Source organism: Nocardia sp. NPDC023852 (assembly GCF_040639505.1).
GTDB lineage: Bacteria > Actinomycetota > Actinomycetes > Mycobacteriales > Mycobacteriaceae > Nocardia.
This window is the reverse complement of sequence record NZ_JBFAAB010000001.1, coordinates 633,747-650,065: the sequence shown is the minus strand read 5'-3', so window position 1 is coordinate 650,065 and position 16,319 is coordinate 633,747. Positions and strand designations below refer to the sequence as shown.

Here is a 16,319-nt window from a genome sequence, read left to right as displayed (position 1 = left end):
GCGGACAGCGGCGGGCGAGCGTCCCACGTCACCAACGCATTTCGGTATTTCGGGACTCGTAACAGAGTGTCCGCGACGACCGATGCACCAGTACGTCATTCCCTTCGTCCCGAAGGCGGTGCGACCATGGGTCGCTTGGTTCTCCTGTACGTCTCCCTCATGACATTCGTCGGCTGCTGGATCGCTCCAGGACCGGCAGCCGCGGCCCCGGACTGCGGATCGGCCTGGGATTCGCTGGCCAAGGTGAGTCCTGACCGATCGCTCGCGCCGATCACCGGGGTGCGGTCCGGTCGGCACGAATGCTTCGATCGACTGGTGTTCGACATTGCCGGATCGGCGACCGGGTATCACGTCGGCTACGTCGATCGGGTCGTCATGGACGGCTCCGGAGCAGTGGTCCCGCTGCGCGGTGGGGCGTTGCTCAATATCGTCGTCGGCGCCCCCGCCTACGACGACGCGGGCAACGCCACCTACCGGCCCGAGAACCGAGCCGAGCTGGCCGATGTCGGCGGATACCAGACCTTCCGCCAGGTGGCCTGGGCCGGATCGTTCGAGGGGCAGACCACGGTCGGACTCGGCGTGCGCGCTCGATTGCCGTTCCAGGTGCACAGGCTGGACGGACCGGGCAGCGGGTCGCGCGTCGTGGTCGACGTAGCGCACTCCTGATGATCCCCGGTTGCGCCACTCGGCAACAATGTGGGCATGAGCGGTGTTGAGCAGAATGTGACAGACCCCTATCTCTGGCTCGAAGAAGTGACCGACGAGCGCGCCCTGGACTGGGCCCGCGCGCACAACGCCGTCGTGGTCGAGCGTTTCGCAAAGTCGGAACGGTTCCGCGGGCTCGAGCGCCGCATCCTCGACATGCTCGACACGGACACCAAGATCGCCTACCCGGGGCGGCGCGGACGCTGGCTCTACAACTTCTGGCGCGATGCCGAGCACCCGCGCGGCCTCTGGCGGCGCACCACGTTCGCCGAGTACGTGAAGGACAACCCTGGCTGGGACGTGCTGATCGATCTGGACGCGCTGGCCACCGCCGAGGACGAGAACTGGGTATGGGGCGGCCCCGCGGTGCTGCGCCCGGAACAGTCCCGCGCTCTGATCAGCCTGTCCCGTGGCGGTGCGGACGCCAAGGTGGTGCGCGAGTTCGATATGGAGCGCAAGGCGTTCATCGATCCCGCCGAAGGGGGGTACTTCCTGCCGGAGGCGAAGTCGGAGATTCACTGGATCGACATCGACTCGGTGTACGTCGGCACCGATTTCGGTCCCGGCTCGCTGACCGATTCCGGGTATCCGCGCATCGCGAAGCGGTGGCGGCGCGGCACCGAATTGGCTGATGCGGAAACGGTTTTCGAGGGTGAAACCGGTGACGTCGCGGTGTCAGCCGGGTATGACCGTACGCCGGGCTACGAACGGCACTTCGTCGGCCGCGCCACCGACTTCTTCAATGAAGAGGTCTACCTGCTCGAGGATGACGGCACGCTGCGCCATCTCGACATCCCCACCGACGCGAGCGAATCCTGGTACAAGGATTGGCTGCTGGTCCGGCTGAAGTCGCCGTGGGAGGTGGGGGGTGCCAGCTATCCCGCCGGCGCGCTGCTGGCCATCGACTTCGAGAAGTTCCTCGCCGGCGCCCGGGAATTCGAGCTGATCTTCACTCCCGACACACACACCTCGCTGCATGGCTACGGCTGGACCGAGAACCACCTGCTGCTGATCACGCTCGAAGACGTGCAGACCAAGCTCTACGTGCTGACCCCGGGCGCCGACGGCTGGCGGCGCGAGCCGCTGGCCGACACTCCGCCGATGGCGACCACCAGCGTGTCGAACCTCGACCCGCTGGAGGGTGGCGACGAATTCATGCTGACCACCAGCGGGTTCACCACGCCGGCCACGCTGCTGGCCAGCGCTGTCGGCGGGCGCACCGAGCAGCTCAAGCAGGAGCCGGGCTTCTTCGACGCCGACGGTGTCGAGACCGAGCAGTTCTTTGCCGAGTCCGACGACGGAACCATGGTGCCGTACTTCGTGGTCCGGCATCGCGACCGCAAGGGTGCGCCCGGACCGACCGTGATGTCCGGCTACGGCGGCTTCGAGGTGTCGCGCACCCCCGGTTACAGCGGCGCGTCCGGCATGGGCTGGCTGGAGCACGGCGGCACCTGGGTGATGACCAATATCCGCGGCGGCGGCGAGTACGGGCCGCAGTGGCACACCTCTGTGCAGAAGGCCAACCGGCACAAGGTGTACGAGGACTTCTCCTCGATCGCGAAAGACCTCGTCGCACGCGGCATCACCACCGCCGAACAGCTCGGCGCGGTGGGCGGCAGCAACGGCGGACTCCTGATGGGCGTCATGCTGACCCGTTATCCCGAGTTGTTCGGCGCGATCGTCTGTCAGGTGCCGTTGCTCGATATGAAGCGCTACCACCTGCTGCTCGCGGGCGCCTCGTGGATGGCCGAGTACGGCGACCCGGAGAAGCCGGAGGAGTGGGAGTACATCGGCAAGTACTCGCCGTACCAGAATGCTCGCGCCGACCTCGCCTACCCTCCGATCCTGCTCACCACCTCGACCAGGGACGACCGCGTGCACCCCGGTCACGCCCGCAAGATGGCCGCGCTGCTGGAGGAGCAGGGCCACGAGTTCTGGTACCACGAGAACATCGAAGGCGGCCACGGCGGCGCCGCCGACAACAAGCAGTCCGCCTTCCAAGCCGCGCTGATCTACGAGTTCTTCACCCAGATGCTGATCGAACGACGCGGGTAACCGTCCAGCCCCCGCCCGAAGGGGTCGCCGCCTCGTGCGCGATCTCTTCTGGGGCGGGGCGCACGTCCGCGTCGCCACCGATGCGCTTGCTGAATTCCCAGGCGGACACGTACCGTCCCGTCGCAGTCCGCGGACTTCGCCGAGCGCCTGACGCCCCTAACGATCGCGCAGCCACTTCTCGATCTGGTCGACCGTGCTGGTGCACTGCCGGATCCAGCCGTTGTGGCCCAGCTCTTCCGGCTGCCGCCACCGCGTCACCTCGGCGTTCGGCAGCTTCTCCAACAGATGATCAGCGGAGCTGGGCGGTGTGAGATCGTCGCCGGTTATCGTGATGGACAGGACGGGCAGCCTCAGCCGCGCGATCCGCTCCTCGTAGTCGATGTCCGCCCCCACCGGAACGAACCGGCCGGTGCGCGCCAGCCTCGCCCAGTCCGAGACCAGCACCTTGGACTGGCGGCCGAAACCCATCGAGATCCGGTCGCCGGGCCAGAAGCCCGCCAGGTTCGCGGTCAGCGAGATCGCCGCCGTCCCGAACAGCATGCCAGGTTTCGAAAGCCCTGGGTAGCCACGGTAATACGGAGTTCCCGACGCGATCAGGATCAGCCCGCCGAGCCTGCTACGGATGCGCGCGGCGTACATGACGGCGAGCTGTCCACCCATGCTGTGGCCGAGCAGATACGGCGTGCTGTCCGGGAATTGTTCGCGGACCACCTCGAAGATCGCGGGGAAATCGACCGAGACCAGCTCGTGGTAGCCGAAGGTGCTGGCGGAACTCGGCTTCGGCTTGCTGTCACCGTTGCCGCGCAGCTCGCCGATGGCCACATCGAACCCGCGCGCCGCCAGACCCGACCCGAACAGCTCGTAGTACCCCGCCGGCACACCGAGCCCAGGCACGATCACCAGGACCGGGCGCGGCGCGTCCGGCGTGACCGGATGCCGGTGCACGCCCTCGGCCGGCATAAGCCGAACCGGCACGGTGCTGCCATCCGGCATCTGGATCGGAACTGTCTGCATGTCCGCACGCTACCGCGCCTGCGGTGCCCCGCCGCGCACGCGCGCGCTACGCGCCGACCGCGCCGATGATCACCCTGCTCAACACCCGGATCACGTCATCGAGCGGGGGGCGCGGGTCCGCACCGCTCCACGAGTCCACCACGTAGTTGACAGCGCCGATGATCGCGAGCACCCGCATCTCGTAGTCGCCGGTCGGGATCTCGCCGTGCCGGGCCGCGTCCTCGGCTGCGCTCGCCAGCAGCGAGCCCCATACCCGACGCAGCTCGAGGCGGTACTTCTCCACCTTCGGGCCTGCACCGACGACCTCGACCAGCGCGACACGCGCTTTGCGCGGATCGGATCCGATGGATTCGACGTAGGCGCGAACCGAGGCGTCGATGATTTCGAGCGCGTTCGCGTCGGACTTCGCATCCAACGCCTTCGTCACGGAGTCGCGCGACTCCCGGTCGATCTGTTCGTAGAGCTCTAGGAGTAAGGACTCGCGACCGGTGAACTCCTCGTAGAACTGCCGTGAGGAGAGCCCGGCGTCTTTACAGATGGCGCCGACCGAGCTATTGGCGTAGCCGTCGCGCGCGAAGACCGTCAGGCCTGACTCCAGAAAACGCGCACGCCGCTGACGTTGCCGGTCCTCTACGGGTTGCCCGGCATACATTCGACCCGTATTCGCATCCTGTGACATTGGGCCAGACAATACAGAAGCGCCCGAACCTATCGTCATGGATCGGGCTCTTCGTTACAACGTTCGGCCGACTCCGAGTTAGCCGAAAGTTGGCCGAGCGCTAGAACCCTCGTGGAATCAGTTGCCTTGTTCCACCCATGCATTAGCGCGTAAACAACCGCTCTCGACGGAAACAAGCCTTCGACTGCTCCAATCCGACCGTGTGACTGGACATTTGCCGAAATGGACCATATTCAGACCCTACACGACTGCAGCTGATTTTAAAGGGGATATATAGAATTTTTTGGCGCACAGTCCCGTTCGCCGGTTACGGTCGATTCGCCCGGTCGGCAAGGAGGGCGGGCAGCGCGGCCACCGAGTCGATGACATGCTCGGTGCGTGGGCCGATGCGTCGAGCACCTCTGCCCGAAATTTTCGGGTGCGCACCAGTACGCCGGTCAGCCCGACCGCCTGTGCCACAAGCACATCCGAATGAGGTCGTCACCGATCATCGACACCTCCGACGGGTCGAGCCGCATCTGTTCCGCCCAGGTGCGGAAGCAGGGGGCAGGGGGCTTGCCGACCACTTCGATGCGCGCGTTGCCGGCCGCCTCCAGGCCGGGCAGGTAGGCGCCCGCGTCGATGCGCAACCCATCGGCCGTCACCCAGGTGAGTCCGCGGTGCGTGGCCACGACGGGGCGCCGTTCAGCGTCAGCTCAGCCACTCGGCTCAGCTCCCGATGCGTGAATTCCGCGCGGTGCCGACGATTACCACTACGCCCGGCTGGTCGTCGAGCACCAGACCGGTGAGGTCGGGCCGATGTCGCCGTGGTCCAGGACCCAGACGGTCGCGCCTGGGTAGCGGCGGCGCACGACTCGGTGGTGAGCCACGCCGCGACGGCGATCTCGGCGGGCGCTACGTTGATTCCGATGGCGCACTGGCGTTCCGCGATCTCGGCACAGGTCCGCGACGTGGCGTTGGTGAGAAATGCCCGGCAAACCGCTTTCGCGGGTCCGCGGCGTCGCCCAACCACGATGACGCCGCCCGCCACCGCCCGTGGCTCGCATCGACACCTCCTGCCCTGCCGAAGCGCTACCGGTACCAACGATCCGACGGGGGCCGTGTCTTCGCCGCGCTGCGGCCGGTGCATTTGCCCCGCCCTAGGGTGATCTCATGCTGACCGCGCTGCTCTACGGACTCGGGACGGCCGCACCGCTCGTCGCCGGCGCCGCGATCGGGTTGCGGTGGCAGCTGCCGAAGGCGGTGCTGGGCGCACTGATGGCCTTCGGCGCGGGCACCATGATCGCGGCGGTGTCCGCCGAACTCTTCGAGCCGGCATTCCACCAGGCGGGAGCAGTGATCGCCGCGCTCGCCCTGTTCGCGGGTGCCGGCGTCTATGTGGTGGCCAACCATCTCATCGAGAACAAACTGGGACCGCGCGCGCTCGGCTGGGCGCTGATGCTCGGCACGGTGCTCGACGGTGTTCCGGAGAACACCGCGCTCGGCGTCTCCCTCGCCGGGAGCGGCGGGCTTGTGCTGCTGGTGGCGGTGGCCGTCGGCAACGTCCCCGAGGCGATCAGCGGGGCCGCACTGATGCGCGATCAACACGGCTTCGAACGCAGCCGCGCCCTCTGGCTCTGGGCGATCACCGCCGTCGCGCTCGTGCTGGTCACTGTTCTCGGAAACGCTTTGTCGGACAATCTTTCCCCGACGCACATCAGCATCGTGCAGGCATTCGCGGGCGGCGCGACGATCGCCGTGCTCGCCGACTCACTGATGCCCGAGGCCTACCGCGAGGGCGGCTGGTGGATCGGAATGGCTACGGCGGCAGGGTTTCTAGTCGCCTTCGTGCTCGGCGGCTGAGTGGTCAGCGCGCGCCGGTGACAACCCCGTCCAGGAGGCCGGGAGAACGCTGATCCAGGTCATGCGGCGCAGATCGTGCGGCAGCGGCTGCCTCGAGCCTTCACTCGGCCCTGCGTGGGCTGCGGACTTGGTCCGGCTGCGCCCATTATGCGACCGGGTCGGGGCGGATGGAGTCGAGTTTGTCGGCGCAGCGGGTGAGTAGGTCTTGCAGGCTTACCTGTTCGGCCGCGGTGAATTCCGTGGCCAGGGCGCGTTCGACGCGGATGGCGCGGGCGTCCGCGTCCCGCATCACGGTCGCTCCCTTCTCGGTCAGCGCTGTCTCCAGGACGTTCTTGTGCCATGCGTGCGGGGTGCGTTCGATGAGGCCGCGGTCCTGCAGATTGCCCAGGACGGTGTTCATGGTGGGCGGGGTCACCCCACAGAGCCGCGCGAGGGCAGCGGCCGAGATGCCGGGGTTCTCGCTGAGGTACAGCAGCGCTGCGTACTGCGAGACGGTGACGCCCGCCGGTTTCAACGCGGCGTTCTTGGCCGTGTTCAGGGACTGCTCGGCGCGCTTGAGGTACGAGCCGATGCGTTCGGCGGCGGGCATGGACGTCATATCCGCATGATATCTGCACGTCATATGATTCGAAGTTTGACGAGAATTAGAGCTCTAATCTATCTTTGAATACACACTTCAATGTGACTATATTCAACTGCATGATCTCGAAGAGGTAGACCCGATGTCTCTCGCACTGCCGCACCACCTCATGTCGGCCCTGGCTGCCGCGGTCACCTGCACCGCGCTTGCCGCCTGCGGCTCGACCGACACACCCGCCGGCCACGTCCACACCGCCTATGAAATTCCCGGCGATCGCGCCTACCCGGAAGGCATCGCGGTAGATTCACGCACGGGAGACACCTATGTGGGCTCCTACACCACCGGCGCCGTCTATCGAGCCACGCGGGAAGCTCGCCAGGCCGAAGTCTTCCTGCCCCAAGGCGCCAACGGCCACAAAACCGCCAATGGCTTGAAAGTCGACCGGCAGGGCAGGCTGTGGGTGACCGACTCGACCACGGGAGTCGCGGTGTACGACATCGCGACCCGTGCGTTGCTTGCAGACTTCACCGTGCCCGGCACGGACCCGCATTTCGTGAATGACCTCGCCATCACACCGGACGGCACGGCGTACCTGACCGACAGCGCACGGCCGGTCGTCTATCGCGTCACCCCCGACCAGCTGACCGCCGCCACACAGGGCGGACATGGCGAGCTGACACCACAATTCGACCTGCGCACCGTCCTCGAGCCGAGCAATCCGGGCGGCTGCACCCTGAACGGCATCGTCGCCGACCCGGCGGGCCGATACCTGCTGACGGTCGATATGACTGGCGGCGATCTGTACCGCATCGCGCTGACACCAGCGGCGAATCCGATCACCAAGGTGACAGCGCGCGGCGGAGATTTCGCCAGGGGCGACGGACTGGAACTGCGGGACGACACGCTGTGGGTGGCCCAGAACACGATCGACACCATCGCCCGCTGGACCGTCTCCGACGATGGCGCCACCGCCACTCAGGAGCGCCGAGTCACCGACGAATCCCTCGGCCTCCCCACCACGTTGGCCAGAAACGGCGACCGGACGCTCATCGTCTCCTCTCAGTTCGACAAGGGCGGTCCCATGGGCCCGGGCAGCCCGACGACACCCTTCGCGGTCGTCACCATCGACGGAATCTGACCAACCAGCCATCCCCGAAATGCCGGAAGCCGGCCCACCCGAAGGTGGACCGGCTTCCGGTTCGAGAGGTGTTACGCAGTGGCGGGACTCAGAAGTCCATGCCGCCCATGCCGCCGGTCGGGTCGGCCGCGGGGGCGGCGGACTTCTCCGGCTTGTCGGCGACAACGGCCTCGGTGGTCAGGAACAGGGCCGCGATGGAGGCCGCGTTCTGCAAGGCCGAACGGGTGACCTTGACCGGGTCGGCAACGCCGGCGGCCAGCAGGTCCTCGTACTCGCCCGAGTCGGCGTTCAGGCCGTGGCCCGCCGGGAGGTTCGAGACCTTCTCGGCGACGACGCCGGGCTCGAGGCCCGCGTTGAAGGCGATCTGCTTCAGCGGAGCCGACAGCGCGACACGCACGATGTTGGCGCCGGTGGCCTCGTCACCGGTGAGCTTCAGCTCGTCCAGCGCCGGAGCCGACTGCAGCAGGGCCACGCCACCACCGGCGACGATGCCCTCCTCGACGGCGGCCTTCGCGTTGCGGACGGCGTCCTCGATGCGGTGCTTGCGCTCCTTGAGCTCCACCTCGGTGGCCGCGCCCGCCTTGATCACCGCGACACCGCCGGCCAGCTTGGCCAGACGCTCCTGCAGCTTCTCCCGGTCGTAGTCCGAGTCCGAGTTCTCGATCTCGGAACGGATCTGCGCAACCCGGCCCTTGATGGCCTCCGCGTCGCCCGCGCCCTCGACGATGGTGGTCTCGTCCTTGGTGACGACGACCTTGCGCGCCTGGCCGAGCAGCTCGACGCCCGCGGTCTCCAGCGAGAGGCCGACCTCTTCGCTGATGACCTCGCCACCGGTCAGGATGGCGATGTCGGCGAGCTGCGCCTTGCGGCGGTCACCGAAGCCGGGCGCCTTGACGGCGACAGACTTGAAGGTGCCACGGATCTTGTTGACCACGAGGGTGGACAGGGCCTCGCCCTCGACGTCCTCGGCGATGATCAACAGCGGCTTGCCCGCCTGGATGACCTTCTCCAGCAGCGGCAGCAGGTCCTTGACGGTCGAGATCTTCGAGCCGACCAGCAGGATGTACGGGTCCTCGAGGACCGCTTCCTGACGCTCGGGGTCGGTGACGAAGTAGCCCGAGATGTAGCCCTTGTCGAAGCGCATACCCTCGGTCAGCTCCAGCTGGAGGCCGAAGGTGTTGCTCTCCTCGACGGTGATGACGCCTTCCTTGCCGACCTTGTCCATGGCCTCGGCGATCAGCTCACCGATGGACGAGTCGCCCGCGGAGATGCCCGCGGTAGCAGCGATCTGCTCCTTGGTGTCGATCTCCTTGGCGGTGTCGAGCAGCTTGGCGGTGACGGCCTCGACGGCCTTCTCGATGCCGCGCTTCAGGCCGAGAGGGTTGGCGCCGGCCGCGACGTTGCGCAGACCCTCGCGCACCAGCGCCTGGGCGAGCACGGTGGCGGTGGTGGTGCCGTCGCCCGCGACGTCATCCGTCTTCTTGGCGACTTCCTTGACCAGCTCGGCGCCGATCTTCTCGTACGGGTCCTCCAGCTCGATCTCCTTGGCGATGGACACACCATCGTTGGTGATCGTGGGGGCGCCCCACTTCTTCTCCAGGACAACGTTGCGACCCTTCGGCCCCAGCGTCACCTTGACCGCGTCGGCGAGGGCGTTCAGACCCCGCTCGAGGCCGCGACGGGCCTCTTCGTCGTACGCAATTGTCTTGGCCATTGCGTTGAGATCCTCCACATGTATATGGGGCTGACACACAGAGCGACCGCAGGTTGGATCGCCCTATTTACGCTGGCCAGGTTCGGTGCCCGCGACGGACGACCGAGGGTGTCGATGGAACCCGGTCTCACCGTCCCGACCTGGCACTCACAGGTAGAGAGTGCCAAAGCCCTTTTTAGCACTCGAGGGTGACGAGTGCAAGGTCACCCGCCGCCGCGGCCGCGGTCTAGGGACGGTCGTCCACACGGAGTACCAAGGCGACGAACGCGTCGGTGCGCCGTTCCTCCGGGGTGCGGGGCTCGCCGCCCTCCACGGTGACGAGTTCGGCGTCGTGCAGCAGGAGCTCCGCCTCCACCCGCATGATGGCGCGAATAAACGGCGGCGCCACGTCCGGAGGGAGGTCTCCGTTCACGATGTAGCTGCCGTCCGGCTGGGACTCGGTGGACACATAAGACAGCGCACGCAGAAGATCAGCGCGCCGCTCCCCCGCGATTAGGTCGGAATCGGTGTCATCCGCCATTGCTATAGCTTAGCCGCCAGTGGTCCCCCTCCCCGGTTCGGAGGACCCGACCCCCTCGCGCCAGAGCCGGATGCTTCGACAAAATCGCAAGTCACAGCGTTGTCGAGGCGAGAGAGGTGCCCGCGGTGCCGTGCCGACTTACCCGACCCGGCGTAGATTCCGGATGGACCACGATCAGTTCGCGTCGATCCCGAAGGGGGATGTGGTGGCCGAGGTGCCATTCGATTCGCTCTACCGACACGGGTTCGCGCGGGTGGCGGTAGCCGTGCCCCGGGTCCGGGTGGCGGATCCGAGCTACAACGCCGAGCAGACGCTGGAGCTGGCGGCGCGGGCGGCGGCGGCCGGAGTGGTGCTGACGGTTTTTCCCGAACTGGGCTTGTCCTCGTATACCGCCGACGACCTGTTCCATCAGGACGCGCTGGACGCGGCGGTCGAGGCGGCGCTCGCGCGGGTCGTCGCGGCGAGCACGGAGATCGACACTGTGCTCGTGGTCGGAGCGCCGGTGCGGACGCAGGGCCGGTTGTTCAACTGCGCGATCGCGATCTGCCGCGGGGTCGTGCTCGGAGTGGCGCCGAAGAGCTACCTGCCGAGCTATCGGGAGTTCTACGAGAAGCGGCAGTTCGCGGCGGCACGGGAGACGCTGGAGGACCACATCACGATCGCCGGGCAGCGGGCGCCGTTCGGATCCGATCTGCTGTTCCGTGCGAGCAATCTGAACGGGTTCGTGTTCCACCTGGAGATCTGCGAGGACGGTTGGGTTCCGCTGCCGCCCAGTGGGTTCGCCGCGCTGGCGGGCGCGACGGTGCTGGTCAACCTGTCCGCGAGCAATATCGTGATCGGAAAGGCGGACTACCGGCGGGCGCTGTGCACGTCGCATTCGGCGCGCTATCTCGCGGCGTACCTGTACTCGGCCGCCGGACACGGCGAGTCGACCACGGACCTCGCCTGGGACGGACAAGCGCTGGTCTGCGAGAACGGCGACCTGCTAGCCGAGGGCGAGCGGTTCTCCGATCACCCGCAGCTGGTCACCGCCGACCTCGATCTCCAGCGCCTCGCGGCGGATCGGCTGCGCACCACCAGCTTCGCCGACAACGTGCACGACCACCGGGAACGGCTGGTCGCGCTGCGACGCGTCGAGGTGGAGTTGCCGGTCCCCGACGGACCGGTCGCGCTGGAACGCGATATCGAGCGCTTCCCCTATGTCCCCGCTGATCCGGCGTTGCGCAACGAACGCTGCGCCGAGGTACACCACATCCAGGTGGAGGGCTTGAGCACGCGTCTGCGCGCCACCGGATCACAGCGCGTGGTGATCGGGGTGTCGGGCGGGTTGGATTCCACTCAGGCGCTGATCGTGGCGGCCAAGACGATGGACCGGCTCGGCCTGCCGCGGGCGAACGTGCTCGCCTACACCATGCCCGGATTCGCGACGAGCACCAGAACCAGGACCGATGCGCACCGCCTGATGGCCGCGCTCGGCGTGACGGCGAGGGAGATCGATATTCGCCCTTCGGCCACCGTGATGCTCCGCGACCTGGGCCACCCGGCGGCCGACGGCGCGGCGCAGTACGACATCACCTACGAGAACGTGCAGGCCGGCGAGCGGACTTCGCACTTGTTCCGGCTGGCCAACCAGCATGGTGCGCTCGTGGTCGGCACCGGTGACCTGAGCGAACTGGCGCTGGGCTGGTGCACCTTCGGCGTCGGTGACCACATGGCGCACTACAGCGTCAACGCCTCGGTACCGAAGACGTTGATCAAATATCTGATCGCCTGGGCGGTGGACACCGACCAGTTCGGCCCCGAAGCGGGCGAGGTGCTCTCTTCGGTGCTGCGGACCGAGATCTCGCCCGAGCTGATTCCGCACACCGACTCCTCGGCACCGAGCCAGAGTTCGGAAGCCACGGTCGGCCCGTACGAGTTGCAGGACTTCCACCTGTACTACCTGCTGCGCTTCGGCTATCTGCCGAGCCGCATCGCCTACCTGGCCAGGCACGCCTGGTCCGACCCGCACCGCGGACGCTGGCCCGACCTCGTGCCCGTCGACCAGCGCAATGCCTACGACCTGGCCACGATCAAGCACTGGCTGGCCGAATTCCTGCGCCGCTTCGTGCAGACCAGCCAGTTCAAGCGCTCGACGCTGCCGAACGCGCCGAAGGTCGGCTCCGGCGGATCGCTTTCGCCGCGCGGCGACTGGCGCGCCCCGAGCGACGCTTCGGCGGCGGCCTGGCTGGACGAGCTGGCGCGTAATGTTCCGGAGGCTTGACCCGGCAACGCATTCCGACGCCCCGGATGCGGGCACGCGGCGCATGCCTATGGTGGCGGGGTGAGTGAAAAACCCGGCTGGGATGCCATCGACGGCGCGTTGCGACCGTTGTACGGCGATATCGAGCCTTTCCACTGGGCGCCCGACCACCCGTGGTCCCTCGGTGGACCCGACCCGCTCGACGGGATCAGCGCGTACTCCCGCACCGAGCCGGTGCCGCACTGGCACTACGTCTGCTACGGAATGACCGAACTGTACGAGAAGGAGTGGGACAACCCCGAGGAGTCCGGCTGGGGCTTCGAATTCACCTTTCGCCTGGTCCGGAAGACAGACGAGACGGAGCCGCCGGTGTGGCCGACGAACTTCCTGCAGAACCTGGCCCGCTACGTGTTCCAGTCCGGTAAGTGGTTCGAGCCTGGGCACACGATCAAGGCGAACGGGCCGATCGCGACCGGCCGCGCGGAGTGCACGATCCATGCCGTCTGCTTCGCGGTCGACCCGGAACTCGGCCGCATCGACACCCCGCACGGCCGCGTCCGATTCCTCCAGATCGTCGGCCTGACCATGCCGGAATACCATGCGGCGCAGGGCGGCCGAGCCCTCGAACTGCTCACGAGGCTGGATCCCCACCTACCCCTGTACGTCACCGACATCCACCGCGACCCGCTGGTATCAGAGCCGAAACCCCAGGCCCGCTGGCCGCGGTGGGGCGGAGGCCTGCGCGGTCGGGTTTGACATCCGCTCTCGAGCGTCCCGACGAATATCGCGGAATCAGGATTTCCCGGGCACGATCGACGCGATCAATTCGACCAGGTGCGCTTCGGTCTTCGCCTTCTCGATGCCGAGATCGCTGAGCAGACCGGAGCCGTTCTCCTGTTCGAGCAGGGCGAGCAGGATGTGCTCGGTGCCGATGTAGTTGTGCACCAGGCGAAGCGCCTCGCGGAAGGTGAGCTCGAGCACCTTCTTGGCCTCCGGGCCGAACGGGATCAGGGTGGGGACCGTGTCCTCGCTCGCCGGCAGGGACGCGGTGGCAGCGGCGGCGACCGCGTCCAGCTCGACGCCGTTGGCGATGATCTCGTGCACCGCGAGACTGTCCGGTTCGGTGAGCAAGCCGAGCACCAGGTGCCCGACGGTGATCTCCGGGTTGCCCGCGGCGCGCGCGGCCTCCTGCGCGGCCATGACGACCGCGCGTGCCCGGGGGGTGAACCGTGCGAAGCCCGCGTTCGGGTCCATTGCCGAGGCGTCGGCCGGGTCGGGCGCCTTGGGCACGAACCGCTTCTGCGCGGCCTGCTTGCTGACACCCATGCTGGCGCCGATATCGGTCCACGATGCCCCGGAGCGACGAGCTTGGTCCACGAAGTGGCCGATCAGGTGATCGGCTACTTCGCCGAGGTGATTCGCCACGACCACCGCGTCGGAAAGCTGCTCGAGCGCGTTGTCGGGACGGGCTTTCTTGATGCCCTCGATCAGATCGTCGAGGCGGAACTGAGATGTCATACGTCAACCATAGGTTGACGATGCCCGGTCGTCAACCATGGGTTGACGACCGGGCCTTCATGGACGCGCGGCGTGCGCGGCGCCGCGCACGATCCCCTCCTTCACCCAAGCCGCGGTCCGCCCGGTCAGCACGGTTCGACGCGGCGAATCGTCCGCATGCAGGAACTGGAGCAGCGCGTCCCGACGCCCCAGGCTCAGGCACTGCACCAGATACCGGAAGCGCAATGGTCGCGGCTCGACCCCGCGCAGCCGCGCGACGGCGGCATCGGCCGCGTACTTGCCGGTCGGCAGTGCGGTGGCACAGGCCATACGCAGCTCGCGCCCGCCCGGTCCGGCGACCACGGCGGCGTCGCCCGCGGCGTAGATCTCCGGATGCGACACCGAGCGGAGGGTGCCATCGGTCCGCACCCGGCCCTCGGCATCCACCGCGAGACCCGAACGCGCAGCCAGCTCGGGCACGCGGAAACCGGTGGTCCACACGGTCGCGGCGGCCTCGACCAACGAGCCGTCGGCCAGCCGAACACCGTCGGCTGTCACCTCGATCACCTTGGCGTCCGAACGGATCCGCACGCCGAGACGCTCGAGCGTCCGTCGGATGTGCGCCCGCGCCCGCGGCGACAGCCACGCACCGGGCTCCTCCGACCCGAGCAGCAGGACCGGTAGGCCCGGATACGATTCCCCGAGTTCCGCGGCGAGCTCGATCCCGGTCGACCCCGCGCCGACGACCGCTACCGGACCACGCGAGAGGGCGAGCCGATGCGTATCCTCCGGTGTCGCAATGGAATAGGCGTGTTCGGCCACGCCGGGCACGCTCTCCGGGTCCGCGATGCTGCCGAGGGCGTACACCAGGATGTCGTAGTCGAGGGCAGGCTCCGCGTCGAAAAGCACCCGCCTTCCCGCCGTATCGAGCTCCGTTGCCCTGGCGTGCACAAAGCGAATGTTCTTGCTTTCCAGCACTTTCCGTAGATCCCACGCCGGAATGCGCTGACCAGCCGCCTGCTGGTGCAGCCGCACCCGCTCGACGAACGTCGAGCGGGCGTCCACCACGATGATCTGCGCGTCCCGCGCCGTGCCCGCGAGCCTGCGGGCCGCCGCCAGTCCCGCGTATCCCGCGCCCAGAACGACGATCCGATGCTGTCCGGTCATGATGTGGCTCCTTTCGAACGGCCGACATCCTCCAGACCGGACAGGACCGCAATTCCTGACAGACCAAGGCCGTGAAGCGCGTCACAGTGAGCGGCGACGGCGGCCTTGCAACGCGCCGATCGCCCCGTCCGAACCACTCGACCTGGCAAAGTAGGCCAGCTTCTCGGGATTGGCGATCAACCGCAGGGCCGCGATCGCGCTGTCGGCAACGTCGATCCCGACGACCAGTAGCGGAGCGCCGCTCGACCGGGCGACGACGGCAGGCGCGCCGTTGACCTCCTCGACGAGCAGCTCCAGGCCCGGCACCTCCAGACGCAGCAACCCCGCAAGGTAGCGCGCCATATGCTTCGAGCCGTGCACTTGCCGCCGGGCGGCCTTGACCACACCGCCACCGTCGGCCGTCGCGCTCACATCGGCGGCGAGCAACTGTTCCAGCGACTCGATGTCGCCGTCGCACGCCGCCTTCAGGAATCGGTCGATCAGTTCGCGGGCCTGTTCGGCCGGAATGCCGAAGCGGGCCCGGCCTTCTCGCACATGCTGCCCGGCTCGACGGAAGATCTGTTGCGAATTGGCCTCGGTCACGTCGAGCATGTCGGCGATCTCGCGGTGCGCGTACCCGAATGCCTCACGCAGCACGAAGACGGCGCGCTCGACCGGGGTCAGCCGTTCCAACGCGGTCAGCAGCGCGAGCGAAACCAGTTCGTGCTCTTCGATGGTCTCCAACGGACCGAGCTCACCGCGCGCGGTGGACACCGGCTCCGGTAGCCAGGGGCCCACATAACGCTCCCGCCGCGCTCGCGCCGAAACCAGCCAGCTACGGCAGAGATTCACCAGCGTGGTGGTCAACCACGCTTCGGCGGAACGGATCTGGGCGCGATCGGTGGCATCCCAGCGCAGATAGGTTTCCTGCACCGCGTCTTCGGCTTCGCTCGCCGAGCCGAGCATCCGGTAGGCGAGCGCGAACAGCCGAGGTCGATGCTCTACGAATTCACGCAGCCCATCCGACTCCATCGTCACCTTCTTTCGCGCCCGAACGCCGGATACGACCGTACCGCTCCCCCGGCCGCATGAGCGCGCGCGCTCGACCCGCTCCGATCTCTGGGACATCGAAGAACGCACCCACCCGAGATCTACGAAGAACCGATCTCCGGCACGGCAGGGTGTCG

At 67.5% G+C, this 16,319-nt stretch carries 16 protein-coding genes; 6 read left to right on the top strand and 10 right to left on the bottom strand.

Translation table 11 applies throughout. From position 1 onward, the window contains the following. Nucleotides 1-126: 126 nt before the first annotated feature. The gene (locus AB0H00_RS02910) at nt 127-666 is read left to right on the top strand and encodes a hypothetical protein (protein WP_357259763.1); all 540 of its coding nucleotides are present in this window, start codon (nt 127-129) and stop codon (nt 664-666) included. Nucleotides 667-702: 36 nt separating this feature from the next. Beyond that, nucleotides 703-2,760, top strand: a complete 2,058-nt coding sequence (locus AB0H00_RS02905) for a prolyl oligopeptidase family serine peptidase (RefSeq protein ID WP_357259760.1) — start codon at nt 703-705, stop codon at nt 2,758-2,760. A 156-nt stretch (nt 2,761-2,916) separates the two neighbouring features. Here the strand turns inward: AB0H00_RS02905 and AB0H00_RS02900 are convergent, their stop codons facing one another. The 4 genes from AB0H00_RS02900 to AB0H00_RS02885 all read right to left on the bottom strand — a co-directional run bounded on the left by AB0H00_RS02900 (nt 2,917) and on the right by AB0H00_RS02885 (nt 5,124). Further along, on the bottom strand, nt 2,917-3,774 hold the full coding sequence (locus AB0H00_RS02900) for an alpha/beta fold hydrolase (RefSeq protein ID WP_357259757.1): 858 nt from the start codon (nt 3,772-3,774) through the stop codon (nt 2,917-2,919). 46 nt (nt 3,775-3,820) lie between these two features. After that, nucleotides 3,821-4,453 (bottom strand): TetR/AcrR family transcriptional regulator, encoded by a 633-nt coding sequence (locus tag AB0H00_RS02895; protein WP_357259754.1) that lies wholly within the window; start codon nt 4,451-4,453, stop codon nt 3,821-3,823. 240 nt (nt 4,454-4,693) lie between these two features. Further along, the gene (locus AB0H00_RS02890) at nt 4,694-4,912 is read right to left on the bottom strand and encodes a hypothetical protein (RefSeq protein WP_357259751.1); all 219 of its coding nucleotides are present in this window, start codon (nt 4,910-4,912) and stop codon (nt 4,694-4,696) included. After that, a complete protein-coding gene (locus tag AB0H00_RS02885; protein ID WP_357259748.1) occupies nt 4,891-5,124 on the bottom strand; it encodes an HAD hydrolase-like protein in 234 nt (77 codons plus the stop codon). Before AB0H00_RS02885 ends, AB0H00_RS02890 begins: the two co-directional genes overlap by 22 nt. 481 nt (nt 5,125-5,605) lie before the next feature. On the opposite strand from AB0H00_RS02885, the gene AB0H00_RS02880 reads away from it, so the two are divergent. Next, nucleotides 5,606-6,295: a ZIP family metal transporter gene (locus AB0H00_RS02880; protein ID WP_357259746.1), complete on the top strand. Its 690-nt coding sequence runs from the start codon at nt 5,606-5,608 to the stop codon at nt 6,293-6,295. A gap of 145 nt (nt 6,296-6,440) precedes the next feature. Here the strand turns inward: AB0H00_RS02880 and AB0H00_RS02875 are convergent, their stop codons facing one another. Continuing rightward, nucleotides 6,441-6,893 carry a MarR family transcriptional regulator gene (locus tag AB0H00_RS02875; RefSeq protein ID WP_357259743.1) on the bottom strand — a complete coding sequence of 151 codons (453 nt, stop codon included), beginning with the start codon at nt 6,891-6,893 and terminating at the stop codon, nt 6,441-6,443. 124 nt (nt 6,894-7,017) lie between these two features. Between AB0H00_RS02875 and AB0H00_RS02870 the strand changes: the two genes are divergently transcribed. Then, nucleotides 7,018-8,013 carry a superoxide dismutase gene (locus AB0H00_RS02870; protein ID WP_357259740.1) on the top strand — a complete coding sequence of 332 codons (996 nt, stop codon included), beginning with the start codon at nt 7,018-7,020 and terminating at the stop codon, nt 8,011-8,013. An 88-nt stretch (nt 8,014-8,101) separates the two neighbouring features. On the opposite strand, the gene groL is transcribed toward AB0H00_RS02870, so the two are convergent. Then, nucleotides 8,102-9,727, bottom strand: a complete 1,626-nt coding sequence (gene groL, locus AB0H00_RS02865) for a chaperonin GroEL (protein ID WP_357259737.1) — start codon at nt 9,725-9,727, stop codon at nt 8,102-8,104. A 226-nt stretch (nt 9,728-9,953) separates the two neighbouring features. Next, nucleotides 9,954-10,247 (bottom strand): hypothetical protein, encoded by a 294-nt coding sequence (locus AB0H00_RS02860; RefSeq protein ID WP_357259734.1) that lies wholly within the window; start codon nt 10,245-10,247, stop codon nt 9,954-9,956. A 163-nt stretch (nt 10,248-10,410) separates the two neighbouring features. On the opposite strand from AB0H00_RS02860, the gene AB0H00_RS02855 reads away from it, so the two are divergent. Both AB0H00_RS02855 and AB0H00_RS02850 read left to right on the top strand, forming a co-directional pair. After that, nucleotides 10,411-12,510, top strand: coding sequence for an NAD(+) synthase (locus AB0H00_RS02855; RefSeq protein WP_357259731.1), 2,100 nt, complete (start codon nt 10,411-10,413; stop codon nt 12,508-12,510). Between the two features lie 60 nt (nt 12,511-12,570). Next, nucleotides 12,571-13,245, top strand: a complete 675-nt coding sequence (locus tag AB0H00_RS02850; protein WP_357259728.1) for a suppressor of fused domain protein — start codon at nt 12,571-12,573, stop codon at nt 13,243-13,245. A gap of 36 nt (nt 13,246-13,281) precedes the next feature. Here the strand turns inward: AB0H00_RS02850 and AB0H00_RS02845 are convergent, their stop codons facing one another. The 3 genes from AB0H00_RS02845 to AB0H00_RS02835 form a co-directional block, all read right to left on the bottom strand. Next, entirely contained in the window at nt 13,282-14,007 is a 726-nt protein-coding gene (locus AB0H00_RS02845) for a Clp protease N-terminal domain-containing protein (RefSeq protein ID WP_357259725.1), read from the bottom strand. 57 nt (nt 14,008-14,064) lie between these two features. Continuing rightward, on the bottom strand, nt 14,065-15,153 hold the full coding sequence (locus tag AB0H00_RS02840) for an FAD-dependent oxidoreductase (protein WP_357259722.1): 1,089 nt from the start codon (nt 15,151-15,153) through the stop codon (nt 14,065-14,067). Between the two features lie 81 nt (nt 15,154-15,234). Continuing rightward, complete coding sequence (locus AB0H00_RS02835) at nt 15,235-16,164, bottom strand: RNA polymerase sigma-70 factor (RefSeq protein ID WP_357259720.1); 930 nt, start codon at nt 16,162-16,164, stop codon at nt 15,235-15,237. Between the last annotated feature and the right edge of the window lie 155 nt (nt 16,165-16,319).

What these genes read in the sequence shown, in the direction of transcription:
- AB0H00_RS02910 (WP_357259763.1), top strand. Translation starts at nt 127, where the DNA reads ATGGGTCGCTTGGTTCTCCTGTACGTCTCCCTCATGACATTCGTCGGC.
- AB0H00_RS02905 (WP_357259760.1), top strand. Translation starts at nt 703, where the DNA reads ATGAGCGGTGTTGAGCAGAATGTGACAGACCCCTATCTCTGGCTCGAA.
- AB0H00_RS02900 (WP_357259757.1), bottom strand. Translation starts at nt 3,774, where the DNA reads ATGCAGACAGTTCCGATCCAGATGCCGGATGGCAGCACCGTGCCGGTT.
- AB0H00_RS02895 (WP_357259754.1), bottom strand. Translation starts at nt 4,453, where the DNA reads ATGTCACAGGATGCGAATACGGGTCGAATGTATGCCGGGCAACCCGTA.
- AB0H00_RS02880 (WP_357259746.1), top strand. Translation starts at nt 5,606, where the DNA reads ATGCTGACCGCGCTGCTCTACGGACTCGGGACGGCCGCACCGCTCGTC.
- AB0H00_RS02875 (WP_357259743.1), bottom strand. Translation starts at nt 6,893, where the DNA reads ATGACGTCCATGCCCGCCGCCGAACGCATCGGCTCGTACCTCAAGCGC.
- AB0H00_RS02870 (WP_357259740.1), top strand. Translation starts at nt 7,018, where the DNA reads ATGTCTCTCGCACTGCCGCACCACCTCATGTCGGCCCTGGCTGCCGCG.
- groL (WP_357259737.1), bottom strand. Translation starts at nt 9,727, where the DNA reads ATGGCCAAGACAATTGCGTACGACGAAGAGGCCCGTCGCGGCCTCGAG.
- AB0H00_RS02860 (WP_357259734.1), bottom strand. Translation starts at nt 10,247, where the DNA reads ATGGCGGATGACACCGATTCCGACCTAATCGCGGGGGAGCGGCGCGCT.
- AB0H00_RS02855 (WP_357259731.1), top strand. Translation starts at nt 10,411, where the DNA reads ATGGACCACGATCAGTTCGCGTCGATCCCGAAGGGGGATGTGGTGGCC.
- AB0H00_RS02845 (WP_357259725.1), bottom strand. Translation starts at nt 14,007, where the DNA reads ATGACATCTCAGTTCCGCCTCGACGATCTGATCGAGGGCATCAAGAAA.
- AB0H00_RS02840 (WP_357259722.1), bottom strand. Translation starts at nt 15,153, where the DNA reads ATGACCGGACAGCATCGGATCGTCGTTCTGGGCGCGGGATACGCGGGA.
- AB0H00_RS02835 (WP_357259720.1), bottom strand. Translation starts at nt 16,164, where the DNA reads ATGGAGTCGGATGGGCTGCGTGAATTCGTAGAGCATCGACCTCGGCTG.